At 45.1% G+C, this 26,469-nt stretch carries 28 protein-coding genes and 1 pseudogene; 22 read left to right on the top strand and 7 right to left on the bottom strand.

All coding sequences use genetic code 11. From position 1 onward, the window contains the following. Positions 1-4: 4 nt before the first annotated feature. From csy3 to EX191_RS16625, 13 genes are all read left to right on the top strand, one after another. Positions 5-1,036 (top strand): type I-F CRISPR-associated protein Csy3, encoded by a 1,032-nt coding sequence (csy3, locus tag EX191_RS16720; RefSeq protein ID WP_161442542.1) that lies wholly within the window; start codon positions 5-7, stop codon positions 1,034-1,036. A gap of 8 nt (positions 1,037-1,044) precedes the next feature. After that, complete coding sequence (gene cas6f, locus EX191_RS16715) at positions 1,045-1,650, top strand: type I-F CRISPR-associated endoribonuclease Cas6/Csy4 (protein WP_065646505.1); 606 nt, start codon at positions 1,045-1,047, stop codon at positions 1,648-1,650. 689 nt (positions 1,651-2,339) lie between these two features. Beyond that, complete coding sequence (locus EX191_RS22985; protein ID WP_005448142.1) at positions 2,340-2,693, top strand: DUF6404 family protein; 354 nt, start codon at positions 2,340-2,342, stop codon at positions 2,691-2,693. 147 nt (positions 2,694-2,840) lie between these two features. After that, positions 2,841-3,386, top strand: coding sequence for a hypothetical protein (locus tag EX191_RS16700; protein WP_042764100.1), 546 nt, complete (start codon positions 2,841-2,843; stop codon positions 3,384-3,386). Between the two features lie 697 nt (positions 3,387-4,083). Next, positions 4,084-4,620, top strand: a complete 537-nt coding sequence (locus EX191_RS16690) for a GNAT family N-acetyltransferase (protein WP_193448098.1) — start codon at positions 4,084-4,086, stop codon at positions 4,618-4,620. A gap of 151 nt (positions 4,621-4,771) precedes the next feature. Then, positions 4,772-5,488, top strand: a complete 717-nt coding sequence (locus tag EX191_RS16680) for a riboflavin synthase subunit alpha (RefSeq protein WP_193448097.1) — start codon at positions 4,772-4,774, stop codon at positions 5,486-5,488. 153 nt (positions 5,489-5,641) lie between these two features. Next, positions 5,642-6,280, top strand: a complete 639-nt coding sequence (locus EX191_RS16670) for a DJ-1/PfpI family protein (protein ID WP_025499005.1) — start codon at positions 5,642-5,644, stop codon at positions 6,278-6,280. 119 nt (positions 6,281-6,399) lie between these two features. Next, positions 6,400-6,819 (top strand): GFA family protein, encoded by a 420-nt coding sequence (locus EX191_RS16660; RefSeq protein WP_193448096.1) that lies wholly within the window; start codon positions 6,400-6,402, stop codon positions 6,817-6,819. A gap of 141 nt (positions 6,820-6,960) precedes the next feature. Beyond that, positions 6,961-7,365: a hypothetical protein gene (locus tag EX191_RS16650; protein ID WP_039475967.1), complete on the top strand. Its 405-nt coding sequence runs from the start codon at positions 6,961-6,963 to the stop codon at positions 7,363-7,365. Positions 7,366-7,367: 2 nt separating this feature from the next. Then, positions 7,368-7,601 carry a hypothetical protein gene (locus EX191_RS16645; RefSeq protein ID WP_132982543.1) on the top strand — a complete coding sequence of 78 codons (234 nt, stop codon included), beginning with the start codon at positions 7,368-7,370 and terminating at the stop codon, positions 7,599-7,601. 141 nt (positions 7,602-7,742) lie between these two features. Beyond that, the gene (locus tag EX191_RS16635) at positions 7,743-7,913 is read left to right on the top strand and encodes a hypothetical protein (RefSeq protein ID WP_193448095.1); all 171 of its coding nucleotides are present in this window, start codon (positions 7,743-7,745) and stop codon (positions 7,911-7,913) included. Next, on the top strand, positions 7,910-8,179 hold the full coding sequence (locus EX191_RS16630) for a hypothetical protein (RefSeq protein WP_193448094.1): 270 nt from the start codon (positions 7,910-7,912) through the stop codon (positions 8,177-8,179). Before EX191_RS16635 ends, EX191_RS16630 begins: the two co-directional genes overlap by 4 nt. A 598-nt stretch (positions 8,180-8,777) precedes the next feature. Continuing rightward, complete coding sequence (locus tag EX191_RS16625) at positions 8,778-10,919, top strand: cell envelope integrity protein TolA (protein WP_193448093.1); 2,142 nt, start codon at positions 8,778-8,780, stop codon at positions 10,917-10,919. 330 nt (positions 10,920-11,249) lie between these two features. Here EX191_RS16625 and ltrA read toward each other — a convergent pair. The 7 genes and pseudogenes from ltrA to EX191_RS16590 all read right to left on the bottom strand — a co-directional run bounded on the left by ltrA (position 11,250) and on the right by EX191_RS16590 (position 18,973). After that, a pseudogene (gene ltrA / locus EX191_RS16620) lies at positions 11,250-12,709 on the bottom strand (group II intron reverse transcriptase/maturase). A 727-nt stretch (positions 12,710-13,436) separates the two neighbouring features. Further along, the gene (locus EX191_RS16615; protein WP_048624871.1) at positions 13,437-14,114 is read right to left on the bottom strand and encodes an ester cyclase; all 678 of its coding nucleotides are present in this window, start codon (positions 14,112-14,114) and stop codon (positions 13,437-13,439) included. Positions 14,115-14,194: 80 nt separating this feature from the next. Continuing rightward, entirely contained in the window at positions 14,195-15,079 is an 885-nt protein-coding gene (locus EX191_RS16610) for an EamA family transporter (protein WP_193448092.1), read from the bottom strand. A gap of 3 nt (positions 15,080-15,082) precedes the next feature. Further along, on the bottom strand, positions 15,083-16,108 hold the full coding sequence (gene hemB / locus EX191_RS16605; RefSeq protein ID WP_048624873.1) for a porphobilinogen synthase: 1,026 nt from the start codon (positions 16,106-16,108) through the stop codon (positions 15,083-15,085). 95 nt (positions 16,109-16,203) lie between these two features. After that, positions 16,204-17,406 carry a 3-oxoadipyl-CoA thiolase gene (gene pcaF, locus EX191_RS16600; RefSeq protein ID WP_193448091.1) on the bottom strand — a complete coding sequence of 401 codons (1,203 nt, stop codon included), beginning with the start codon at positions 17,404-17,406 and terminating at the stop codon, positions 16,204-16,206. Next, positions 17,399-18,082 carry a dienelactone hydrolase family protein gene (locus tag EX191_RS16595; protein ID WP_193448090.1) on the bottom strand — a complete coding sequence of 228 codons (684 nt, stop codon included), beginning with the start codon at positions 18,080-18,082 and terminating at the stop codon, positions 17,399-17,401. Before EX191_RS16595 ends, pcaF begins: the two co-directional genes overlap by 8 nt. A gap of 27 nt (positions 18,083-18,109) precedes the next feature. Then, positions 18,110-18,973 carry a beta-keto acid cleavage family enzyme gene (locus tag EX191_RS16590; RefSeq protein WP_048624876.1) on the bottom strand — a complete coding sequence of 288 codons (864 nt, stop codon included), beginning with the start codon at positions 18,971-18,973 and terminating at the stop codon, positions 18,110-18,112. Positions 18,974-19,529: 556 nt separating this feature from the next. Between EX191_RS16590 and EX191_RS16585 the strand changes: the two genes are divergently transcribed. The 9 genes from EX191_RS16585 to EX191_RS16545 all read left to right on the top strand — a co-directional run bounded on the left by EX191_RS16585 (position 19,530) and on the right by EX191_RS16545 (position 26,375). After that, a complete protein-coding gene (locus EX191_RS16585; RefSeq protein WP_193448089.1) occupies positions 19,530-19,874 on the top strand; it encodes a P-II family nitrogen regulator in 345 nt (114 codons plus the stop codon). A gap of 15 nt (positions 19,875-19,889) precedes the next feature. Beyond that, positions 19,890-20,207, top strand: a complete 318-nt coding sequence (locus EX191_RS23150; protein ID WP_479688057.1) for a DUF2933 domain-containing protein — start codon at positions 19,890-19,892, stop codon at positions 20,205-20,207. After that, positions 20,191-20,820, top strand: coding sequence for an isoprenylcysteine carboxylmethyltransferase family protein (locus tag EX191_RS16575; protein ID WP_193448088.1), 630 nt, complete (start codon positions 20,191-20,193; stop codon positions 20,818-20,820). Before EX191_RS23150 ends, EX191_RS16575 begins: the two co-directional genes overlap by 17 nt. Before the next feature lie 34 nt (positions 20,821-20,854). Then, positions 20,855-21,271, top strand: a complete 417-nt coding sequence (locus EX191_RS16570) for a hypothetical protein (RefSeq protein WP_193448087.1) — start codon at positions 20,855-20,857, stop codon at positions 21,269-21,271. 177 nt (positions 21,272-21,448) lie between these two features. Next, positions 21,449-21,880 (top strand): c-type cytochrome, encoded by a 432-nt coding sequence (locus EX191_RS16565; protein ID WP_206677672.1) that lies wholly within the window; start codon positions 21,449-21,451, stop codon positions 21,878-21,880. A 48-nt stretch (positions 21,881-21,928) separates the two neighbouring features. Further along, on the top strand, positions 21,929-24,190 hold the full coding sequence (locus EX191_RS16560) for a heavy metal translocating P-type ATPase (protein ID WP_193448086.1): 2,262 nt from the start codon (positions 21,929-21,931) through the stop codon (positions 24,188-24,190). Then, entirely contained in the window at positions 24,150-24,566 is a 417-nt protein-coding gene (locus EX191_RS16555) for a cupredoxin domain-containing protein (protein ID WP_243238747.1), read from the top strand. The genes EX191_RS16560 and EX191_RS16555 overlap by 41 nt, the downstream gene beginning before the upstream one ends. Before the next feature lie 705 nt (positions 24,567-25,271). After that, the gene (locus tag EX191_RS16550; protein WP_193448084.1) at positions 25,272-25,913 is read left to right on the top strand and encodes a c-type cytochrome; all 642 of its coding nucleotides are present in this window, start codon (positions 25,272-25,274) and stop codon (positions 25,911-25,913) included. 18 nt (positions 25,914-25,931) lie between these two features. Then, entirely contained in the window at positions 25,932-26,375 is a 444-nt protein-coding gene (locus EX191_RS16545) for a DUF411 domain-containing protein (protein WP_193448083.1), read from the top strand. Positions 26,376-26,469: the final 94 nt, after the last annotated feature.

Here is a 26,469-nt window from a genome sequence, read left to right as displayed (position 1 = left end):
GTTTATGGAACTTTGCACTCAGCTGAACTACGTTCGATCACTCTCTGCTGGCAAAGCATATTTCTACTATCTATCTAAAAGTGGTGAGATGTGCCCCCTTGAAATTGATAGAACTAGGTTGCGCGCACCAAAAGGTGGTTATGCAGAAGCATATAAAGGGGGCAAGTTCGTAGAAAAGAATGTTGCTCCACAAGATTTAGCTTACCCCAATCCTCAGTTCATCGAAGAGTGTTATGTAAAACCTGGTGTTGATGATATCTACTGTGCATTCCCCCTTCGAATTCGAGCCAACTCTCTAACTCCAGATACCTGTAGTGACGATGAAGTGCGTTCTAAACTTTCGTTACTTGCTAAAACATATGAAGAGCTCAATGGGTATCAGGAACTTGCTCTTAGATACGCGAAGAACATTCTGCTTGGTACTTGGCTTTGGAGAAACAGAGAGTGTCGAAGATTGTCGATAGAAGTGACCACCAGTGATTCACAAACCTTGATTGTAGAAAACGCAACAAGGCTTTCTTGGTATGGTCATTGGGATGAAGCTTCAGCAGAATGCCTAGAAAAACTTACAGCTTATTTGATGCGAGCCCTATCTGACCCGACCGAATATTTCTACATGGATGTCAAAGCTAAAATTGGAGTTGGTTGGGGGGATGAGGTTTACCCAAGCCAAGAGTTCTTGGATGATCGAGAAGATGGTGCTCCTACTAAGCAGTTAGCTACCGTAGAATTATTGAACGGAAAAGAAACTGCTGCTTTTCATGGTCAGAAAATTGGTGCAGCGTTGCAATCGATTGACGATTGGTGGCATGAAGAAGCAGATAAGCCATTAAGAGTGAATGAGTATGGAGCTGACCGAGAGTACGTTATAGCAAGGCGACATGTTTCCTATGGAAATGACTTTTACCAGTTAGTCAGAAATACAGAGAATTGGATTGAGACAATGACAGCTTCTCAGAGCATCCCAAATGACGTGCACTTTATTATGTCGGTCTTGATCAAGGGTGGGCTCTTCAATTGTTCCAAAGCGAAGTAAGGATGACTATGACGAAGCGTTACTACTTCTGTATACGTTATACCCCTGTTCAAGCCGACTATGAGCTGTTAGCAGGGCGTTGTATATCTCAAATGCACCTGTTTATGGTCAATAACCGACAAGCCATGAATAAAATAGGCGTGAGCTTCCCCGACTGGAGTGATGTTACGGTTGGTCAAACCATAGCCTTTGTTGCCGACGATAAAGAGATGATGATAGGACTCTCTTTTCAGCCCTATTATTCTTTGATGGTAAATGAAGGTTTATTTGAGGTCTCCAGTGTATGTGAGGTTCCAGACAATGCTTTAGAGGTGAGGTTTACCCGTAACCAAACGATTGGGAAAAGCTTTCTGGGTTCCAAGAAACGTCGAATCAAACGTAGCATGGCGAGAGCCGAACTACTTGATGCTGGAACATCATTACCAGTCACTAATGAAGAGCGTGTCGTCGATAGCTTCCATCGAATACCAATCTCCAGCGGTTCATCTGGAGAAGATTATATTTTGTTTGTGCAAAAGGAGTTTGTCTGTGAGCGCGGTGCAGCAAACTTTAATAGCTATGGTTTAGCCACTAATCAAGAAAGAAAAGGCACGGTACCTGAGTTACATTTTTGACCCTTTTTCTAAAGCTGTTTTTTAGAGAAATAAAAACAAGCACTTACAAAAGTACGAAGAAAAAGGGTATTTTGATGAATTGTGACTTTAAGCACGCAGAATCAGATGGTTAGAGACTATATTCTACAGTGTCCTGCCGCATAGGCAGCTAAAAATTGTTTGTGTGGGATTTGGACGAACTCTAACTTGTGTCCTGCCGCATAGGCAGCTAAAAATTTTTTCTATGAATGAGATCTTTGAAGCCGATAGTGTCCTGCCGCATAGGCAGCTAAGAATAGGTCAGGAAGAAAACAACCGACCTGCTGAACAAGCAGTTAGAAGCAAAACCATCAAGTTTAGGCTTGGTGGTTTTTTGTTTGTTTATAACCGACTTTATTCATTACATTTTGTGCTAGTAAAATTACAGCTAGGACGTTTCTGCCCCAAAATCGTTCAGAGCTAATACTCTACACATTTAGGGGGCGTGCGTTTACCCTACTAAAACTTATTCGATGGAGTTGATAATTGTTCATTATCATCATTAGGAGACATCTTGCAGTCTAACTTCCCTTCATGTGGTATAAGTTATTGATTGTCAGTTGAGTTAATATGCAAAAGCCTGCATTGTCGAAGGATGAAAGACTACTACGTGTTGTCTAATAAGTGTTAGGTTTCTCCGCGGGAAACATCGAATTCGAGGATTTTGGGTCATGGATTATGAAACGAAGCTACAACTTGCACACAAAGAATTAAGTGACAAAGGTGTTTGGAAGTCGAACTACAATCCTCCACTTGTAAGGTTGTTACGTAAACTCGGACTGTGTTTTCCGCCGCCTTACTATCAAAGCTTTTTTGCAAACGTTATGCTTTGTGTGGCTTTCTTTGCTCCTGTTTGGGGAATCTTCCAATGGTTTCTTGTGTGGGACGAGCTAGGCAAACCAGTTTTAGAAGCGGTTTATATCTCGTTACTTACTGGCGCATTGTTTGGTTTAGTTATGGCAACCTTCTACTACATTAGGCGCAAGCAATTAAATCTAACAGATTGGGGTTCATTGGGAGAATAAGCCCAAAACCTAACAAACTGTTCAAGAGGGATTCGCAACGCGTGGCATTTTTACTATGCGTTGGTTTTAGTTATTAAGGTGGTTTGCAGAGGCATCGGTATTGCGTTGCTCACCCCTTAACAGGGCGTTATATTTATCAGGAGTTATATGAACAAGACAGAAATCCTGCTTGGTAATCTTCAAATAGGTGAAGCAACTGAATTTATTCTTTCAATTGCACCGGATTGGCCAATGATAATTCTTACTGCAATTGTTGGTTTTACAAGCTTTTGGACTAGTAGGGCTTTGGTTAAGGTTACTCGTCAAAACCAAACTGCTATTAGTCAATCAAAACAGGCCGAAATTCGTTTAGCGTGGCAGAAAGAGCTTCGAAACTCATTAGCTGAAATGAGTGCATCATGCTTAGTAGTTAATACTAAAGCCAATTCCAAGCCAGAATACGAAAGCTCTAATGAGTACTTTAACGATTGGCAAAAAATACTCATACTTAATTCAAAAGTTAATCTTCTTTTAACGAGTGAAAGTGAGGATGTTAAAGCTCTGAAATCGCTTGTTGACGATATGGTTTTTACCGCCATTAGCACAAAGGATGCAGATAAGGATTTCACATCCTATCTCGTCGCTATGGAGGATATGGCTAAAGTTGTCTTGGAAAATGAATGGTCTAGGATAAAGCGCAATCTGGGAAAATAAATATAACAAACTGTTCAAGAGGGATTCGCAACGCGTGGCATTTTTACTATGCGTTGGTTTTAGTGTTTAAGGTGGTATGCGGCGGCTTGGTATTGCGTTGCTCACCCCTTAACAGGGCGTTAGTACGGGTTTGGCATCAAGCGTCATCAGTCTTGGTGTTTATCTGTTTTGGCGTTCGTCTTTACACCTCTCAGCTTGTGCCTTTCACGTTCTTTCCGGTGGCACTATATGCGGAGTGTTTGCTTTGATGTCACCGTTTACGGTTTCTAACTCTTAGCCTATTTCTTTGGCACTTCTTCACTTTAGCTGTGCTTTCTAAGCGAATCTTGTCTTCCTCTAGGGCTGTTGTCGGAGTACGAGGATCGAATCCTTTTCTAATTTGAAATGAGTGAAAGAAGGGGAGTTCAGTGCATTTTTCTTCTAGCCAACTCTCGTCTCTTAATCGAGTTTAAGTTTTGTAGCTGCCCGTCTCACTTCAGTGTTCAAAGCCTTTCATATCATGCCATATTTCAATATCTTGGAGCGAATAAATAGAAGTAGCGCATGTACTAACAAATTGCTTAAGAGTGATTCGTAACGCGTGGCATTTTTACTATGCGGTGGCTTATGGTGATTAAGGCGCCGTGCGGTAGCTTTTGTATTGCGTTACTCACACCTTAGCAAGGCGTTATGCCTCACAAAGAAAAAGGAACTTTTGATGTTTAAAATCGAGACTAAGCGTCTGATTATTAGGGATATGACTCCGAACGATGAAGATGCTTTTGTTGCTATGTCTCAGGATGCTAAATATCAACGTTTCTATGACGAAAGCGATTGTGACCCTAATAAATATCGAGAGTTAACAAGCTTGTTTATCGCTCAGGCTTCTGAGAAGCCAAGAAAATCATACCAATTAGCTGTCGAGTGTAAGGTGTCAGGTGAGTTCGTTGGGACTGTTTGTTTACGCCTAGAGGACAATCAGCAGGCTTCGATGGGGTGTGCATTTTCCAGAGTTTCTCAAGGTAATAAGTTAAGTCATGAAGCCGCCTTGGCTCTGGCAGATTTTGGTTTCTCGGAGTTGGGAGTTCACCGCATTTATGCGGAGACAATCAGTAAAAACTTGCCAGCTATTAAGCTCTGTAAGTCTCTGGGTATGCGCCAAGAAGCACATTTTAGAGAGCATCGTTTTTTCAAAGAACAGTGGTGGGATACAGTGGTTTTGGCAGTCCTTCGAACCGAGTGGGGCAAGGCATAACAAACTGTTCAAGAGGGATTCACAACGCGTGGCATTTTTACCATGCGTTGATTTTAGTGATTTAGGTGGTGTGCGGAAGCATCGTATTGCGTTGCTCACCCCTTAACAGGGCGTTAGTTCTCAAAGTTGTTTTAATATCAGTGGAGTAAGTATGTTTACAGGCATAGTTCAGGCGGTAGCCGAAATTGTTGATGTGACAGATCAAAGAGGGATTAGAACTTTTGTTATCGACTTCCCTAAAGGGTTTTGTGCTGATCTAGAAATTGGGGCGAGCATTGCTATTGACGGTGTATGTCTGACAGTTACTGAAATACAGTCAGATGTTCGTGTTAAGTTCGACGTAATGTTGCAAAGCCTCTTAATCACAACTCTGAGTAAGTATTGCTCATCCCAATTAGTTAACGCTGAGAGAGCCGCAAAAGATGGGGCAGAAATTGGCGGTCACCCTCTATCTGGCCATGTGGACTTTAATGTAGCTATCGTTGACGTAAAACAAATTGAGGATAACTATTGTGTTCGCTTAGCGCTCCCTGATGCTTGGAAAAGATATGTTTTCCCGAAAGGTTATATAGCTCTAAATGGAGCGAGCTTGACCGTAGCTGACGTAAATAAGCATGAAGGTTGGTTTGAAGTTTGGCTTATTCCTGAGACTCGTAGAATGACGGTTTTTGAATCAAAAGTCAGTGGTGATTTTATTAATATAGAAATCGAGCGTGGTACCCAAGTTGTTGTTGATACGGTTCGTGACACGCTAAATGAAAACCTTGGACCACTATTACCATTGTTTGAAAAACTACTTCTAGAGCAGGGTGTTGATTTGGATTCACTAGGCTATAAACCTCAGGCACTCAGTGGGTCAAAGAACTAACAAACTGTTTAAGAGTGATTCGCAACGCGTGGCATTTTCACCATGCGTTGGTTTTAGTGTTTAAAGTGGTATGCGGTGGCTTTTGTATTGCGTTGCTCACACCTTAACAGAGCGTTATGCGATTCATGAGGTCAGCGAAAGGAATAGAGATTTATGTACAAAGTTGGTGTTGTTATATTTGATGATTTCACAGATGTAGACTTTTTTCTTATGTATGATTTGCTTGGGAGAACAACCGATAGTTGGACGGTCAGCATACTGGGAACTAAACCTGAACATCATTCCCACCTTGGTATGAAAGTTATAACAGACGGGCATATTTCAGAGGTGACGAACCAAGATGTCGTTCTTATCACTAGTGGTAAACGTGGTATTCCAGCAGCGATGAAAGATGCAGAGTTTATGTCAGCGTTGAGCCTTGACCCAAATAGACAGCTAATTGGCTCGATATGTGCTGGTTCATTTATCCTTCATGAGCTCGGTTTACTAAAAGGTAAGCCATTAACAACCAATCCAGATGCTAAAGGTGTTCTACAAAAGATGGGAGGAGACGTAATGGATCTACCTCTAGTTGTAGAAGGTAACATAGCCACTGCAGGAGGTTGTCTTTCACTGATGTATCTCATTGGTTGGGTAGCAGAGCGGCTGTTTGACTCAAGTAAACGAAAAACTATTCAGAATCAATTAATTCCAGCCGGTCAGTTAGAAATTTTTGAAGAGCTCATTACCACAACTATTCAGTCAGCAGAGTTGAAAAACTCGCATAACAAAGCGTTTAAGAGTGATTCGTAACGCTTGGCATTTTTAATTTGCGTTGGTTTTGGTGTTTAAGGTGCAATGCAGAAACTTCGGCATTGCGTCACTCACACCTTAACGCGGCGTTATGTGTAATCGAAAGTAAGGAGGCTTTTATGGCGAATAAATATCGAGGTTCATGCCTTTGTGGTAGCGTGAAGTATGAGCTTTTAGGTGAGTTCCAGTCTTTCTTTTTATGTCATTGTACTCGTTGTCAAAAGGGTACAGGCTCGGCTCATGGTGCAAATTTGTTTGCTAAATCTGGCACCTTAACTTGGTTATACGGTGAAAATGATGTCAGAACGTATAGGCATCCAAATTCATTTCATGCAAAAAGCTTTTGTTCAAAATGCGGGTCTGCACTCCCAACGTTTGCAGAAAGTATTAACAGCGTAGTGGTTCCGGCAGGCAGCCTCGATAGTCCAGTTCCAATTCCGCCGACTGCTAAAATCTTTGTTGGTAGTAGTGCTAAATGGTCTATGAAATTGTGCGATCTACCAAGCTACGAAAAGCTTCCAGAACAAGCTAAGAGCTAAACACATAACAAACAATTTAAGCAGATTCGCAACGCGTGGCAGTTTTGGTTTGCAGTGAGCTTTGTGTTTATGGCGCAATACGGTAGCTTTTGTAGTGCGTTGCTCACTACTTAATTGGGCATTATGTTTATCGGAGGAATGATGCCTGAATATGCTTTATTAAATAATGTTGTCGACTATATGGAAGAGCATGGTCATACATATAAAACCGTTCATCTCGATATAGACGAAAAATTGGTTCAAGAGATTAACGAGGTTAACAAAGGTAAGTTCACTCTTGAACAACTAGAAAAAGCGGCAGACAAGTGCTTAGCGCATGAATGGCTTAAGCATGCGTATTTAGGTGGTGGTAAGTACAACGGATTACAAATAACACCTAAAGGAATTGGTGTTGCTCGCTCTAAAAAGCGTTCGGATGAACTTAAGGCAAACAGGTCGTTTTTGAAGAAAACCTCAGATTACATAGAGGAACACAAGGGGCTTTTTGTTGTTCTAGGTTTTCTTCTAGCGCTAGCGACGCTTGGTCTTAAAGTGATGGAGTTTTAATAATGGATGACGGCAACTTTACTGTTGAACTTAAATGTCTGTTTTGTGACTGCCCATTAGAGGGGGAACCCGATCAGGAATTTTCTTCAGGGGACTTAATAAAATGTCAAAACTGTAACGAATTAAATGATTACGATGCGTTGTTAGACGTAGCGGCAGAAGAGGGGCTGACAATAGTTCAAGCACACTTAGACGACCATTTAAAAAAGACATTTGGTAAGCTCTTTAAAAAATAAACATAACAAACAGTTCAAGAGGGATTCAGCACGCGTGGCATTTTTGGTATGCGGTGGTTTCGGTGTTGAAGTGCCATGCGGAAGCTTGGTCATTGCGTGCTTCACCCCTTAACTGGGCGTTATATGCAAAAGGAGTATTTAATGAAGCTGGTAGTTCCCTCGTTAGATGTTGCTGAAAATGAAGGTTTTCAACAAGATATCTTAAGACGAGAAGCCTTTGGTGAGTCACTAAAGAATCTTGTCATCCGTTCTGATGATGAGCTTGTAGTTTCACTAGACGGTAAATGGGAGAGGGAAAGTCAACATTTGTGAAAATGTGGCAGGGATTATTGACTGCCAACAATGTACCGAATATTTATATTGACTCTTTCGCTAATGATTATGTTGAAGATGCATTTATATCTGTAGCATCAGCTATAACGTCTTATGTTGAGTTGAATGCTGACAACTCAAAAAGTGAAAAAATAGCAGAATATAAAAATAAGGCTAAAAATGTAGGTGTAAAGCTATTATCCTGGGGTACTAAGGTTGGAGTTAAAGCACTTACTCTTGGAGCTATTAAACTTGTCAGAAATTGATGAGAATGAACGAATCCATAGATACGAAAGTTCTCTATGGCAGTACAATATCGAAAGAGATAGGCTGATTCCATTGTTTATTGAAAGACTCAATATATTTTCTGTGGTTTAGTTGCGTATAACAAGCATTTAAGGTTTCAAGATACTTTTTCTAATCTGAAGCACTTATATAGGATAAATACTCTAAATGATTTTTGTCCATAGGTGTGCCAACGGGATATGAATGGGGTGTGTGATGAACGGGTTTGTCTGACTGAAACACTTCTGCCCCTTTTTGTGTTGAACTTCATAGAGCCAAACCTACCTTCGGCTCGCAATCTTATGAGGAAAACTGTTGCACTGGGCAAATGGGAAGAGCTGACCCCGTTGCAGTTCCCAAGATGAATATTGAGCGACAATTAAATGCTTGTGAGAGCTTTTCTAACTTGGTTGGAAAGTAGGTTCACCTCCTGCGTATCCAGACGCAGGATAAACCATGTTTCTCGTAGCATTTTCTTTCATTTGATTTGACCCTACTTGTCCATCATTTCAATATAAAGCTGTTAGTGTGTTGGCAGAGTTCAAGTAGCTAGGTTCTAAAAATAAATAAGGAAGTTTCATGCTTAGTAGTCATCTTTTTCATTTCGCGATGGTCCATGAAAAGTTTGCCCAAACTGGCGATATTGTTACGGGGTTATTGCCTTTATTTTCTCCAATTCTAGAGGGTAAGGAAGGGCTTGAATTTGACCCCATGTCTTTTTGTGATGACGTGAGAAAGATGTATGGCATAGAGATGCATCCATATGTAGCTGAAGATTTGTCTAAGAAGCTTGTTGATAACGGGGTTCTAGCGATAGAGAAGTCGCGCGGGAAATCTGAAAAGATAGTCATCGCTTCCGTTCCAGTCGTGCAGGACAAAAACTTGAAGAGTAATGTCCAAAGCATACTCGAAACATATGAGAGCTTTTCGAAACCGTTTTTGGAAAAACGAGGGTTATTGAGTTCATCGATTAACTTTTCCAATGCTTTTACTAGTCGTTTAGCCAGAGTTGATAGTTTTGCCGAAGTTGTCTCGTCCAGCGAGAACTCTGTTGAGCGAGCTCTAGACTATACGTTCGTACGTTTTGTTGAGCACATAAACAGAAAAGGTGGGAAGTTAAAGACGTCTTTAGACAAATTGTATTCTGGCTCACTGCTTTCTGAAGTCGTACTTAGCATACAAGATCCTGCGATGGACGAGAAATCAATTGCTGGTAAGTTGTTTTATATCGATATGCCTGTACTGCTTAACGTCCTAGGCCTCAATGACGAGTACTCTGTAGAGTGCTCCAGAAAACTAATAGCGCTGATTTCAGAGCAGGGTGGGATTGTTACCACAACTAGGCAATACATTGAAGAAGCTGAAACAGCGATCTCACTCTCGCTAGAAAACTATAAGCAACGAGGCAAGAGAACTACATCTCTAGATCGGTATTTATTCAAGCACTCTGATCATGTTCTACAAGCTAGGCTCGCACGAAACAAGGTTAAGGGATTATTATCTGATAGCCATCAATTTGTCTTGGATGACTTAAGAACAAACATTTCTGGGTATTTACAGAGCGTCAGGGCTGTTGAGTTGAGAGATAGCATAGCGAGTGCATTACACTGGTATAAGAAAGATGTTGCTCGAATTAATGATGCTGAAGCAGTTGCATATGTTGTTGCGCGTCATGATTACAATTCAATAAGAAATGTTTCAGAGTCAACTACTTTTTTGATTACACCAAATGAGCAGTTGGTATCAGCTGCTAATAGAGTGCTTTATAGCTTAGAAACCTTTGAGAATCATGAAATGACGCCACTGCTGACTGAGAAAAAGTTAGCAATGATGCTTTGGGTTACAAGTGGTGGGAAAGGAGAGGACGTATCTAGCCTCACATTAATTAGCTCTTGTACAAGAGCAATGGAGATGCATAGAGACATTTCAGAAAATATGCAAAGGTTTATCAAGAACCTTCCTGAAGAAAAAATCAAACAATATGAAGATGTTATATGCAATGATCGAGCTCTGTACTGTCTGTTGGATGAAGTTGGTTTTGATGATAGTGAAGTTCTTCTAGATGAGGCTGAACAGTATCTACAACAAGCACGAGACCGGTACCATCAAGAGCAAAAAGACTTTTCAGTAAGCCACAAAACTGCAATAGAGGAGGCCACTTTTGCTGCTGCTAATGCAATTGAACATCGGAATAAAGCAATATCAGCGGTTAAAGAAAAAGCCAATGAAAGCTTGGTTAAAGATAAGAAAAACGCAGTGTTACAGAGCAAGATTCACTCTCTGACCGAGCAATTAGCTTCAGCCAATGAAAAGTTAGAGAATAGGGTAGACGCTCTTGAGAGCGCCCAAAAAGAAGCGAGCAAGGCTAGCAATGAGAAAATTAGCCAGCTTGAAAAAGCAAGTGTGGAGCAGTTGAAGGAAGGAAAACATGAAGTAAAGAACCAAGTTTATTATTCAGTTAAAAAGCTCCTTGAACTTTGTATTGTCGGACTGCTGATATTTGTGTTCTATCACTTGGGTACTCTAGCTCTAGATGAGCCGATAACTAATGAGTATTTCACGTTAACACCCAAGTTGATATCTGTTCTGACGGCCGCGTTACCTCTCATTTGTACATGGAAGTTCCCTGATTTTTTGTTCGGTTGGTTTGTAAAATGGGTTTCTACAAAACTTGTTAGGTTACTTCTTAGAGATAGAGAGTTTTTACCAACAGAAGGTTAACTTGTGTAGTAGTCAACTAAAATTGGCCTCGATTTTATATTTTTCCAATATAACCGCTCTGATTCATTGGATGTTAATCCTCCATTGTACTAAAAAATAGGGTCAGATCTTTCCTTTTTCCCTATCAAATCTAATCCGAAGATTTGTGTTGCTAGAGAACCCGTGACAAACTTTTGTCCAACGGCTTGCTGACGGGGTAGATCATCGTAACGCAGAACTGTCGAGTAGACGACACCTGTTACCAAGTGTCGTCCCTCTAAGAACCCAGCGTGCAACTTTCACCGCACTAGGCTCAAGCCTTCACTAAGGCACCGATTGGCACCCAGCAACTTATAAAGCAGCGAGAGCTGGCTCATGCCAAGAGTTACGGCATTGCTTCTTTGGTTTTCTCTTTGCCAAGTATTCTTGGTATTGAGGGTCAAAAGGCGTAGCGGCACTCCTGATTTTCACATGTCTCTCTATCGGCACTTTGGCTATTTGAAACAATCCATATTCATGATCTTCTGCCAACCGTGAAACTGCCATTGACCTTGACGGTTGATGAAGTATTTAAGGGCGATCCAAGTTCTAGACTTAGTCGGATGACGCCTTTTAGCCCAGTGCCATAACGCATGGAATAGCTTGTGACCTATATATCCGAATATCTGTTTAGCCACGCAGTGTCGATAGTAATTCGACCAACCTCTGAGTTTCGGATTTATCAATTTGATTAAATCGTTAACGGGGATAGTTGCGTGCTTTTTGATGAGTTCGCGCAAGTTACTCAAGAACAGCAGTGTGTTGGATTTGCTCGGTTTAATGAGCAATTTCCCTTTGTACTTCCTATGATTAAAACCTAGAAAGTCAAAACCACGGCTGATATGGGTAATTTGCGTTTTCTCTTCGGAGAGTGTTAAGCCTCTTTCTGCTGAGAAATCAGCAATCAACGGTTTGATATCGTTCTCCAGCACTTCCTTTGAAGCACATGTGACGACGAAATCGTCGGCGTATCCAATAAAGTTGGCTCTAGCACCCTTTTTGAGTGCAATAGACTTTATGCGTTGCTCAAGTCCTGCAAGCGTCATTAGCATCAAGGTTGGGGATATGACCCCGCCTTGTGGTGTCCCCTCGTCAGTGCGATAGAACAGCCCTTTGTCCATAAAACCAGACTTTAACCATTGTTCCAACATGCGTTTATCTACGGCAATGTTGTTCATAAGCCATTGATGCCCGATTTTGTCGAAACAGGCTTTGATGTCTCCCTCAAGAACCCATTGAGCTGATTTCTTTAATGCCAGACACTTGAAGCACTGTGCGACTGCATCGGCAGTGCTGCGGTTTGGTCTAAATCCATAGCTATTAGGGTCGGCAAGTGTTTCTGATACTGGCTCCAGAGCAAGAAGATGAAGCGCTTGCTGCGCTCTATCGATCATACAAGGGATACCCAGTGGTCTGAGCTTGCCGTTTTTCTTGGGGATGTAGATACGCTTGAGCGGTTTAGCTTGATAAGCTTTTCTGCTCAATTGATTAACTGCTTTCATACGGCGCGTATCTGTGTTCCAGATAATGCCGTCTATTCCAGGCGTTTTACTACCTTTGTTTTGTGATACTCGCTTAACAGCAAGAAGTTTTGCCGAGCGCGAGTGAGTCAGTATCCACTGCAACGCTTTCGCTTTGCCGTGTTTACCTTCTCGTGTTGCCTTTGCAATACGCATCTGAAGCTTTAAAACATGGGATTCAACGGCCTTCCAATTGATGGATTGCCATTGAGCACTGTTAGGAGAGGCACTAATCTCTTTTGAAATCATCATTTGCATTTCTCCTTGAATAAAGTTCTTCAAATTCTCTTGCAACGGAAGACCAGTCGGAAGTCAGCTCACTTTCGTGCCAGATAAGTATCTGTATCCGCATCGTTACAATGCAGCCTTCGCTTTTTCCAACATCCTCTACCTGCATCACTATCGGTCGCAGAGACTTTCCCAGTGGGAGTGATACAGGCTTACCGTGTTCCGTATGTCGCGCAATGTCAGTTTAGATGCCCGCTATGGTGTGGAGAGTTCAACGATCACGAAAGAGCATGGGGCAATCTCTTTCCGACTCTCGTGCCTTTTGGCTACAGCGTATTAACCACTTCCGCTGTTTCACAACATAACGCACCTTACGCGGATTCACTTATGTTCATCATGTTGACTACCTAGCACTCACCCGATGCTGTGGTTATCAGGAGGATCGTCCTCTCACGACTTCAATCCCGATTGAAAAATTACCAACCTTAGTTACATTGTCAGAGCCGCTACTTTATTCAGGCTCCTAGGTTCATCTGGTGATACAGATGGTTCACTCGTTGAGCGGTGAACAGCGCTTCATACGACCTCACGTCGCACGCCCCGAAGTTGGTTAGAATAAATACTACTATTTACTTAAATGGTGTGTATTTGCCTTACTAAAAGTTATCCGGAGTCAGCACATCCACGGTTATGTCTCAGAACAGTCTAACTACTTAACTCTACTGCTAACTTTTTGGTTTTGAGTTGTGTGCTAGATGCTTTGCTTCAGGTAGATCCCCATTCTGACTAAGAGTTCAATTGTGTTGTTCTCACAGATGTACGCCATGAACATTTTTTTATTGCTGACGTTCAGCAGTTCGAAGGCACGCTTGAGGTGTGTCTGCACGGAGCTCTCTTTAATGTTCAACGTTGCCGCCACTTGTTTTACCGACAAACTCAGTGTCGATAGTGAGAGGCACTCGACCTGACGCTGGGTTAAGAAAGGGGAAAGTAGTTGTGGGATGACCGCATACAGCTCTTCTGAAGCGCTTCTCGGCTTGAGAGGCTCCGTGCGAGTGGTATAACGGCCCATCAGTTGGTTGAGTATACTTTGGGAATCCACGACCGAAGCGTAATGGCTGACTTTACTATTGACAAACGTCAGTTGTGAGCTGCCCTGGTAGACCAGATCTTTCCCCGTAGCCGACACACCTAAGAACTCCCCCAAATGCTTTCCTTTCGCCGTCCACTCAATCACAATGTCGTTCTTACGGGTGATCACGCGGTTTTCTTTGTACTCTAATGTAGGAAAAGCGCGCAGCCACACGCTCAGCGTCTCGCAAAAGGAGTTAGAACCTACCGATAGTTGAAGAGGACTTTCTATCACGGTGTGGGAGGTCATCACTTCCGTCACGGCCTCCGTCATCTTGTCATTCCAGACGAGATTCATAAGGTTACGTGCGGTCTGAACACACGGTTGACGATGAGTAATAATGCGAACCTTCCTTTGTTGTACTCGTGGGATGGCGTTTATCTAAGACGCTGTGCTAGCACGGTGAATTTGGCGGCAGGCACGCTGCCAATCAACAAACCTAAAGCGATCAGGGCGCAGCTTACCACTTTTTGTGAAGAAATGCCCTCATGAAACAGAGCGCTTGAACCCAACAGTGCAAAAAGGGGCACGAGCAACGTAAACGGGGCCACATGCGACAAGCGGTAAGACACCACCAACTTGTTCCAGATCCAGTAGCCAAACAACGTGGTGGCATATGCCTGGTACACAATGGAAAACACACCGGGTAGGGTTATATTGTCCACCAAAGCCGTAAAGCCCTGGGTCCCAACCTGAAGGTAGGACAGGAGACACAGAGGGAGCGGCGCAAAGAGCATCGACCACACACTGAACGAGAACACGTGTTGGGTGTTGGATTGCTTTAACAGCACCCCTGATATCGACCAACACAGCGCCGCCACCAAAATCAACCCCACTCCGGTCAGCGTGACAGAACCGTCAGACACCGTCAGGCTCAAGGCCAAACCACACAATGCGATCAATGCCCCGAGCGATCGAAGCGGGCTCACCGACTCTTTGAGTAACAGCCAGCCCAGCCCCAAACCGAACACCACATTCGTTTGAATAAGCAACGCTGCCATGCCAGGGGATAAGCCCGCCCCGATCGCCCAGGTGGACAGTCCCCAAACCCCGACTGAAAACGTCAGGCCATAGGCTGCCAGATATCCCCAATGTACGTCGGGTTTCTTAACAAAAAAGACCGCTGGAATGGCCGCCAGGGTAAACCTCAAAGCGGTCAGCAGCATCGGATCTAGTGCATCCAACCCCAGTTTGACGACGGAAAAATTCAGTCCCCAGATCGCCATGATGAAAACGCACAGGGTGTAGTCTTTCAAGCCCATGCGTTACCCCTTCGTTAACATTGTGTTTGGCGCCGATTGGTGCCAGATCGCGAACTGTTTCGCAAAGTAGGTGACGATGAGATCCGCGCCCGCTCGTTTAAAGCCGATCAGAGTTTCCAACACTGCTTCCTGTTCGTTTAAGATGCCCATTTGCGCTGCGAATTTGATGACCGCATACTCCCCGCTGACTTGATAGGCCGCCAGTGGAAGCTTAGTTTTACGGCGCAATTGGGCCAAAATATCTAGGTAAGGGGTACCGGGTTTGACCATCAAAATGTCCGCGCCCTCTTGTTCATCCAGCAAGGCTTCACTGAGCGCTTGTCTGGCATTGGCGTAGTCGAGCTGATACGTGCGTCTGTCGCCCTTGAGTTCGCACTCAACTGCCTGTCGAAATGGCCCGTAAAACGCCGACGCAAATTTCGCGCTGTGTGCCAGTATCGCGACATGCTCAAATCCCGCTTCATCCAAGCCCTGGCGGATCGCCCTTACCTGGCCGTCCATCATGGAAGAGGGGGCGAGCATGTCCGCCCCGGCTTGCGCGGCATTGACACACTGCTTCACCAAGTGAACCACCGTCTGATCATTGTCAACGTCCTGATCGGTCATGACACCGCAATGACCGTGCGTGGTGTACTCGCAAAAGCAGATATCGGGGATCACCATCATGTGCGGACACGCTGATTTAATCGTGCTGATCATACGACTCAGCAGACCGTCTCGACACCAGGTGTCACTCCCGATGTCGTCTTTGTGATGACTGATACCAAAGGGCATTACATAGCGGATCCCAAGCGCGTCCAGCGCATGGATTTCATCGACGAGTTGAGTTTCAGGGAGCCGGGTCAATCCCGGCAGACCGGTGACCGGCACCGGACTGGTAATGGTTTCTTCGACAAATATCGGATAAATCAAATCGCTTAATTGAACCTCATGTTCCCGAACGAGCGCTCTGATCATGGGGGTAGTCCGCAAACGGCGCAGGCGTTTGGTGATCCCCGGTTGGGTGGTGTGGTTGGATTGGAATTCCATGGATGGTACTCCTGAGAGTGGGTTGTCTAAAAGGGTGATGAGTGGCCCTCGATCGAGACTATCGAGTCAGGGCCCCTCTGGCGTGATGGTGCGTGTTACACGCGCTCGATGATCATTGCCATGCCTTGGCCGACTCCGATACACAAACTGCACAGCGCATAGCGTCCCTGTTGCTGGATGAGTTGATTCATTGCTGTACCAATCACCCTCGCGCCACTCATGCCCAGTGGGTGGCCCAGCGCAATCGCGCCGCCATTGGGATTGAGGCGCGAATCGTCGCCGTCAATCCTCAGGTGGTTGACCACCGAGAGGACCTGTGAGGCGAAGGCTTCATTGATTTCAATTACGTCCATCTGATCCAGCGACAACTGAGCGAGTTCAAGGACCTTTTTGATCGCCGGTGCCGGGCCAAATCCCATAATGCTGGGCTCAACGCCGGCACACGCCGTGGCCACAATGCGCGCTTTGGGCACCAGTTGGTGATCGGTCAGTGACCGCTCCGACGCGACCAATAGTGCCGCCGAGCCATCGTTAATGCCCGATGCATTTCCCGCTGTTACGGAGCCCTGTGGGTGCACCACGGGTTTGAGTTTGGCCAAGGTCTCGAGACTGGAGAGTCTGGGGTGCTCATCGGTCTCGATAACCAACGGGCTCTGACGTTTGCGCGCGACTTCGACCGGGACAATTTCGTGACGGAAGAACCCCCGTTCTTGCGCCGCGGCGTATTTGGTCTGACTCCACCGGGCAAACGTGTCCTGCTCATCTCGGCTAATGCCGAATTTGACTGCCAGGTTTTCCGCGGTCTCTGGCATCGAGCAGGTGCCGTACATCTCATCCAATCTGGCATTCACAAAACGCCAGCCCATGGTGGTGTCATAGAATTCGGCGTCGCGGGCAAACGGCAAGTCGGTTTTTCCAAGCACGTACGGTGCGCGTGACATCGACTCCACCCCGCCGGCAATGATCAGGTGCGCTTCGCCCGCTTTGATGGCCCGCGCGGCGTTAGACACAGCTTCCATCCCAGACGCACACAGTCGGTTGACAGTGGACCCCGGCACTTGGGTGTCCAGTCCGGCCAGCAGCAAACTCATTCGGGCGACGTTACGGTTGTCTTCACCCGCTTGGTTCGCACACCCCAAAATCACATCGTCGACGCGACGCCAGTCGAGCGTTGGGTGACGTTCTGTGAGTGCTTTTAACGTGATGGCGGCCAGATCGTCCGCGCGGATCGACGACAATGCACCGGCGTAGCGGCCAATCGGGGTTCTGACGAAATCACACAGGTACGCGTTAGACATGCGCCACCTCCTTGTGAGACGCCGCGAAGCTGGCGGTGATCAATCCTCTGGCCAGATCGATTTCCGATCGGATAATGCGGTGCTCTCGCTCGGCAAAGATCTCAAGGTGGACACTCGCTCCTAACTGCTCAAAATAGTCGGCCGTCTGAGTGACACGTTCCGCGGAGACCCAAGTATCGGTATGACTGCCCGAGAGCAACATCGTCATGCCATCAAACACGGGCTTTTGATCCGATGCTGTCGGGCACTGAGGACCAAACAGTCCACCAGTGAATAAAATGGCGCCCCCGATCGGCGGTTGAGATTGCCTGATGAACTCGGCCGCCATGCACGCGCCCTGCGAGAAGCCCATGATCCAGATGCGCTCGCGGCTCACGCCTTGTGAGAGCAAGTTTTGCAGGACGTGATCGATCACCTCGAGCCCCTGATTTAACTGTGGCTGGTTGTCGTCAAGAGCGCGGGTGAAGCCTCGGGGATACCAGGTGGCGCCGGGTGCACTCGGCAGATAATAGGTCGCCTCAGCCAAGTTCAATTTGTTGATCAGTTTCGTCATATCGTCTGTAGTTTGGCGGCGTCCATGCAAAAGGATCACCACAGGGTTGCCGGCGCTCAGTTCAGCGCCTTTAATAACCACGGTGTACGGGCTAATGTTAGATTGGGATTTGAGGGTTAACACGTTATCTAGTCCTTGTTTTGAAGGCGGTTACACAGCTATCTCAGCGATGGTGTCGGGCTTGGCAGGTTGTGGGTTTAGGCCTAAGAGTGTTCTGGCCTCATCGATAGTGGCCACATCCCGTCCCAATTCGTGAGACAGTCTGACGATGCGATCCACCAACTGGGCATTGCTGGTAGCGAGCTCACCTTTTCGGTAATAAATGTTGTCTTCGAGCCCCGTGCGGACATGGCCACCCAATAAAATCGAGTAGGTGTTCAGCGGCAACTGCGCCTGCCCAATCCCGATGGCTGACCAGATGCTGTTGTTAGGAAGGCAGTCCACCAGATGCAGCAAGTCTTTGCAGGTCGGCCGGACCCCACCATGAATGCCCATCGCAAAAGCAAACACCAACTTCTTGTCCAAGTAACCTTGTTGCTGAAGGGTGATGGCCTCGTGGATTACCCCGGAATGGTAAATTTCTATCTCTGGGGTCACCTGATGCTCCTTCAGCGCCAGTGCGAGTTTTTTTGCCAGTGCGGGGCTGTTGATGAAGGGTTTGTCGCCATGATTCACTGACCCACAGTTAAAGGAAGCGATGTCTGGCCCGTACTGAAGATGATTCCAGGCTTCCTCTTCTGGCATGCCGTGTGGTAAGTTGAGGCCCGAGGTACTTAGGTTGAGGATAATGTCGGAACGTTCGCGGACACGCTCGATGATCTCGCGCCAAACGTCTTTGTTGTAGCTTGGCTTACCCGCTTCATCACGGGCGTGGATATGCGCGACACTGGCGCCTGCCTCACTGCACTGAACGACAGCATCTGCAATTTCTTTTGGCGTGTGTGGGACTGCGGGGTTCTTACTTCTTGGGGTGATTCCGCCATTAACGGCGGCGGTGATAATTAAATTGTCCATATATTTCAATTTCTTACGCTATATAATTTCCTCCATTGTAAATATAAAAAATTAAAGTCATGTCCCCAAAAAATGGTGACAAAGTGGATTTTGTCGCATAAAAGCCACATTATGCCTTGCTATGCATGGTGTGCTTACAACACAGTCTATATGTCTATACATATTGATTTTATGATTGTGATTTGCCTCATCAACACAGGTTACTCAGTAAAGCAACATGCCATACCTGTAGTTATTCGTTAATTGATAATTTAGCAAAGTTGCTGAAACAGTTTTGTCTAGAACCTTCGCAGTGGGCACTTTCTAACGCCAAAGTGCCCCAAAACCACTTAGAGTGAAAGTTTACCACCATCCCGTTCTTGATATTTTTCCATACTCAAACTAATCCGAAGATCTAAAAGGCAATCCGTCCCCGATTTTTATAGAAACTTCGTAGTTTAAATCCATCATGAGGCTAGATTACAGAAATGTCATCTGTGCGTCAGTTTGCTGAAAGTACTTATTCGTATAGTAAATATGGGACTAGATAAAACTGAAGTGCTGAGAGGAATAATGGATGGCGTTTAAGAAAGTGGTCGCAATTTTCGATGAGCAGCGACTAGAGGTAGTGAAAACGAGCCTGATAAAGCATGGTGTCACGGGCTTCACGGTCCATGAAGTGTACGGTCGAGGAAAGTATTTTGACGCCATAAATGAGCAACATCTTATTAAACATATCCAGCTAAGTATCTATACTATTGCAGAGCATGCAGAAAAAATAGCCAAGCTAATCGTTGATACTGCGTATGTTAATGCGGATGCGGAAGGATTGGTTGCGGTGGAAGCCGTAGATGGCCTTTATCGGATCCATACAAAACAACCTCCAAAGCCCGAAGAACACAGATTTCATGGTGAAGAATAATGGCAAGGCAATCACATTCTTTTTGGACCACTCCGAACGGTTGGGGGGGCTATCGCTCTGATTGGAGTTGTGAGTTATTTTCTTATTACCGAACATCGTGAGCATGTTTTTGAGTATTTGCCATACCTCATTCTTTTGCTCTGTCCTGTGATGCATCTTTTTATGCATCATGGTCATGGCCATCATCATAATAATGATGTTCAGCATCAAAAATATAGGCAACGAGATGAGTCGTCTTCAGACAGAGTAAAAGATTGTCATATGAAAGAGAGCTGGCGTCAGGCTAAACATCAGTCTGAAAACGAGGGTGAGAATCGTGAGCGAAGGAAGTGATTACGGGCTTTGGGGCTTGGTGTTGATGAACTCAGCGATCTTCATCTTCTTTGCATTTAGTTTCGTTAAACCGAAAAGCCAGGCGGACTGGCGCAGCTTAGGTGTTTTTTCAGCATTCATTGTCGCTTTGTTCACAGAAATGTACGGCTTTCCATTAACTATCTATCTATTGTCTGGTTGGTTAACGGAGCAATTTCCCAATGTTGATTTTTTAACACATGAAAATGGACATTTATGGCACACATTGTTGGGTTTCGAGGGCGATCCCCATTGGGATCCGGTGCATATATTAAGTATGCTCGTTATTTTCTTTGGCTTCTATATGTTAGCAACCGCGTGGAGTGCACTTCATCGGGCGCAGCAGTTACATGTTGTCGCTAAGGAAGGATGGTATGCCCGTTGTCGGCATCCGCAATATATTGCTTTTATCCTTATCATGCTGGGCTTCTTATTACAGTGGCCAACTATTCCGACCCTGATTATGTTTCCAATTCTTGTGGTTCTATATGTACGTCTTGCTAATCGCGAAGAGAAATACTCAATACAAGAATTCGGTGATGAATATCTTCAGTACATGAAGCTTACACCCGGTTGGTTTCCTAAACAGCTTTAGATTTTTCAGACAAGAAGTATTTAAGGAGATTCGTATGAAAACGTTGATTACTACCATTGCAGTCTCGGCCGTATTGGCATCGACATCTATTGTTGCCAGTGCGCATCAGGAAAACCACGGTGCGCAACAAGGAGGAATGGCGATGGGTATGATGAGTGGCGATCAAATGGATGTGATGCACAAACATATGCACGAAATGCAATCGCTAATGGCAAGTATTAAGCAAGAAAGTGACCCTGAAAAGCTTGAACAGCTGCTGAGAGAACACCACAATAGTATGCAGGAAGGTATGCATATGATGATGGGCGGTACGAGCGCACAGCATGCTGAAATGAAGATCGATGAACGCATGAATATGATGGAACAGAGGATGGGCATGATGAATATGATGATGGAACAAATGCTGGAATCGGGTGAAATTCATCAACAGCAGAGCCATGGTCATAAATAATGTTATCTCCATTCTGATCCTGACTGAGCTATTTTTACGGTAACGGAACCTATTGTGTCGTAATTTTTAGCTCTTCATAAAGGTTGATTAGGCATGAAAATACAAATAAGGCACTTACGGTGGGGGTGGCTTCTGACCGCCCCTGTATTAGTCGGTTGTGATATGTCGGTTAGCCACATGTACTCTGCAGCAGACAAGAGCCGTACATACCCTACAAATGGAGAACAAATATATTTTACCGGAAGGAGTCAAGCCGGGAGCTTGATTGCTTATCAAGGCGGTAATATGCATGCCCAGATGCATGTTACTGCTTGCGCGGACTGCCATGGCGGGCACCGCGAGGGTGGTCGGCGGATGTATCCGACTTTCTGGCTGAAGGCCCCCTCGCTGACGACAGAAGCCTTGTTTGGCGATCATAGTGATGGACATGGCGAGCATCCGGCTTACGACAAAGAAAGCCTTAAAAAGGTGATAACCTTAGGTGTAGACCCGTCCGGAGAGCATCTGGATTCGACAATGCCGCGTTGGATGATGAGCGAACAGGATCTAGATGATTTAGTCAATTATTTGGCCGAAGGTACTTCGGGGCCAGAAGCGCAGGATCACTGACCGTTACTAGTCGGTTGTATCAAGCCTCAATAAGCAGAGGAGGTTCAAGTGAACAATTCTCATATCCATCATGAGCATGGTGTAACGTGCGAGCTAATCATCGATGGGGCGACCTGCGCCAGTTGTACCAGAAAGATAGAACAAGCTTTATTGGAGGTAGATGGCGTAGACATTGCCACAATGAACTTTGCTTTGCGTACCGTGACAGTAACGGGAAGCGCCTCTCCAGAGATGTTGATAAAAGCTGTTGAGCGAGCAGGGTATAACGCCAGAAGTAGCGAAGAAGCAAGCGATGAAGAGTTGCTTGAAGACAAAGAGCAAGCTGATTGGACATACTACAAGCGTTTGATGCGCGAAATGACAGTCGCCTTGTCAATTGGTATTCCTTTAATGCTCTACAGTATTGTTGTCGGTGAAATGACAGTCACAACAACCACAGAGCGAGTTGTATGGTTTGTCGTCGGATTGCTGACTTTAGGGGTGATGTATTTCTCGGGTAAACACTTTTATATTGGTGCATGGAAGTCTTTTGTCAACCATAGCGCAAACATGGATACCCTCATCGCACTAGGTACCGGAACGGCATGGCTATATTCCATGGTAGTGGTATCTTTCCCGCATTTTGTACCGGAAATGGCACGCCATGTCTATTTTGAAGCCTCGGCCATGATTATTGGCCTGATTGACCTTGGTTTAGCCCTGGAGATAAAGGCTCGGGGGCGTACATCAGAAGCGATTAAGCGGTTAATTGGCTTACAGGCAAAGACGGCTCGGGTAATTCGAGATGGTAAAGATGTTGATATTGCTATTGAGCAAGTATTGCTTGGTGATAACGTCAGAGTCAGGCCGGGAGAAAAAATTCCAGTCGATGGTGTGGTATTAGAGGGCCACACCAGCATAGATGAATCGATGCTGACAGGCGAACCTATGCCGGTCGAGAAGACCACTGGTGATAAGGTGGTCGCAGGAACGATGAATAAAAGTGGGTCAATCTTATTTGAAGCAACCAGGGTTGGTAAAGATACTGCGTTGGCTCAAATTATAAGCATGGTGAAACGGGCACAAAACTCAAAACCGCCTATTGGACGCCTTGCTGACGTCATCTCCGCTTACTTTGTGCCGGTAGTGATGGTTATTGCTATCGTCAGTGCCCTTATGTGGCTGAACTTTGGCCCAGCTCCCGCAATCGCCTTTGCTACTGTGTCTGCTACCTCTGTGTTAATTATTGCCTGCCCTTGTGCCCTGGGTTTGGCAACCCCTATGTCGGTTATGGTTGGTGTCGGTAAAGCCGCAGAAGCCGGAGTATTGATCCGAAATGGTGAGGCTTTGCAGACATCGTCAAAAATAACCGCCATGATCCTCGATAAAACCGGCACGATAACGTTGGGATCGCCTAGAGTAACCCGCATCTATCTGGCAGAAGCCTCTGATGAAAATGAAGTATTGCAACTGGCTGCCAGCCTTGAGGCAGGTTCCGAACACCCATTGGCGTTGTCGATTGTTGAATCAGCCAAAGATCGGGACTTGGTTCCAGAACAAGCTGAGAAATTTCAGGCGATTGCCGGGCACGGAGTCGAAGGCGTCGTCCGTGGACATCGGTTGTTTTTTGGTAATGAAAAGCTGATGCGCGACCAGTCAATCGAGATTGAACCACATATTGAAATTGCGCAGGCGATGGCCAAAGAAGCCCAGACCCCCATGTACCTTGCTGTTGATGGCAAGTTGGCCGCAATCATTGCGGTTTCCGATCCGATCAAAGAAGACTCCATCAGTGCAATTAAGCGATTACAGGATAACGGTATCCGCGTAGTGATGCTCACTGGTGACAACAGGGCAACAGCCAAAGCCGTTGCCGCCAAGGTAGGGATTAAGGAGTTTTTTGCAGAAGTCTTGCCTGAGGATAAATCGAATAAAGTTGCAGAGCTACAAATGGAGGGAGAAATTGTTGGCATGACCGGTGACGGTATCAATGATGCTCCTGCTCTGGCCTTGGCCAATGTCGGCTTTGCTATCGGTACAGGTACCGATGTGGCGATTGAGAGTGCTGATATTACATTGATGCGAGGCTCCTTACACGGTCTTGCTGATGCCATAGCCGTAAGCAAAGCAACATTGCGCAATATAAAACAAAACTTATTCGGAGCGTTTATTTATAACGTCGCTGGTGTTCCGTTTGCTGCCGGACTGTTTTATCCGTTCTTCGGGGTGCTGTTAAGCCCTGTGATCGCTGGGGCGGCCATGGCATTCTCATCACTTACAGTAGTGAGTAATGCAAACCGATTACGGTTGTTTAAAGCAAAAGAACATTAACGGAGAGAGCGACATGGTACTAATTAATCTACTCGGGCTGCTGTTAATCGGTTTAATTATTTGGTGGTTTTGGCTGTATAAACCGAAAGAAGTGACGGCGGGTGAGGGAGTGATCACGATAAAAGTTGAAAACGGTACCTATGAACCATCACGTATTCGAGTACAGGCAGGTGAGCCTACAACATTACGGTTTCTGCGCAAAGATGCTTCACCTTGCGCTGCGACAGTGGTATTTGCCGATTTCGATATCAGCGAAGAGCTGCCACTGAACAAAAATAAAGATGTTTTTCTGCCTCCCAGCGAACCAGGAGAATATAGCTTTACCTGCCAGATGCAAATGTACCGTGGTGCGTTAATTATTATCGATAAAAAATGAGGTGTCGGCGCTGGTCAAAGACTGATAAGAATAGGGTTAGATATACATGCCTTAAAGGCTTGCTATTAGTGAGGTTTTTATTCGATCCTCTTGACCTTTCCCTAGGGGAAGGGTTTATATTTTTTAAGTGAGTTTTGTAAATCGATATTGTATCGTTAATTGAGAGGTTGTGATGCTAAAACCGCTGCACACAATTTGGTTAACTGGACTAACACTGGTTGCTTTAGTGCTCCCCAGTATGCCTGTTAATGCATCTCTTCATTCACCAGCTCTAAACCAGGCTGGTGCGCTGCCGTCACTCTCTCTAACACATGATGCACACATAGATTGTTCATCATCACAACATGTTACTCTCGCTGTAAAAACTGGTTGCCATGAAACAGTAAATAGCAGTGTTTCTGCGCATCAATGCTGTCCCGCAAGTTGTACGGCCAGTTATCCACTAATATCACAAGTTATGATTAATCATCATCAAACCCCTCGTTTGATACCTTTCCTCGCAGACACAGTCGAGTATGCCAACTCGGCTACTCGTTCGTTATACCGACCTCCAATAGTCTAAATCCTTCAAGGGCTATCGCTCTGTCTATCGTTACATTCACAAGCTCATTCTAAATGGAGTTTGTCAATATAACCTGCTCAAACAAAGTCATTAGTTTAACGAACACTTAGTAGCCGTGCTTATAAGCGCGAGAAGGTAACTTCATGAATACCAGAAGATTTTTAGCCTGTTTTTCTGCCTTTCTATTAGGTGCTCATGCACTCACAGCATTTGCCCATGAAGGTACGAATCACCCAACGGAGCAAATGAGTGTAGAAGAGGCAAATCAAGGTGTACCAGCATTAACATTGGATTCCGCCAAATTTAAACAAGCAGAAACGCTTTTTCGTACCGTTGGTGGTTATGGCTGCAGCGCCTGTCATGGTCTGTTTGCACAAGGGGGTGGTAACGTGGGAGGCAATATACGAGGCCACTCATTAAGCCAGATAAATGATGCGCTAAAAAATGAACCGACAATGCAGCTCCTGAATAATGCGCTTAGCGATGGAGAAAAGTATGCATTGGCGGGATATCTAAAAGCCTTAGGTAAACTACAGCTCGTTGAGGGGACGATCGATGGAGACGCTTCATACACCGAAGTAAACGTTGACAAAAATACCCCTAATCAACTGGTTATATTAAATAAGACCTTTGAAACCCTGGATTTGACGTTGAAGCCGATTGGATCTGGCCGTGCATTGTCAATTGAACCTTATGAGACAAAATCCTACTCATGGGCCGCTAATGCCGATGATTACAGATTGAAGTACAAACAGCATGTTATTGACATGCATTTCATGTTCTAAAAAATTAAGGGAAATTTGATGAAAAAGTATCTTAACATTACCGCAATTTCAGCACTTGTGTTTAGTGTAAATACCTTCGCTAATCCGGTCGTGGAACTCTATAAATCACCAACATGTGGTTGTTGCAGTCAATGGGCGGCCACAATGGAGAAAGAAGGCTATCAAGTCAACGTTCACAAACAACACAACTGGGATTCAGTGAAAGCGCCTTTCAATATGCCTAAACAGCTTAGTTCATGCCATACCGCGATTATTGATGACTATATGATTGAAGGTCATGTGCCAGAGGCAGAGGTAGCCCGTCTTCTAAAAGAACGTCCGGCAAATCTATCAGGCATATCAGTACCAGGAATGCCTCGTTATTCCCCAGGTATGGCTCGTGATGGGGAAGCATATAAAAACTTCAACGTCGTGGCTTTCGATAAAAACGGTAAACCAAGCTTGTATAAAAAATATGACTAACGCGCTACTGCTTAAGAATTTTGGTGTTAGCGTATAACATGGAGAATATATTATGAGTTGCTGTAACCGACCTCCTGCAGGAGGCCCCAACAAT

Origin of the sequence: Vibrio chemaguriensis (assembly GCF_012275705.1) — a bacterium.
Classification (GTDB): Bacteria; Pseudomonadota; Gammaproteobacteria; order Enterobacterales; family Vibrionaceae; genus Vibrio; species Vibrio diabolicus.
This window is presented reverse-complemented; position numbering and strand designations above follow the sequence as displayed.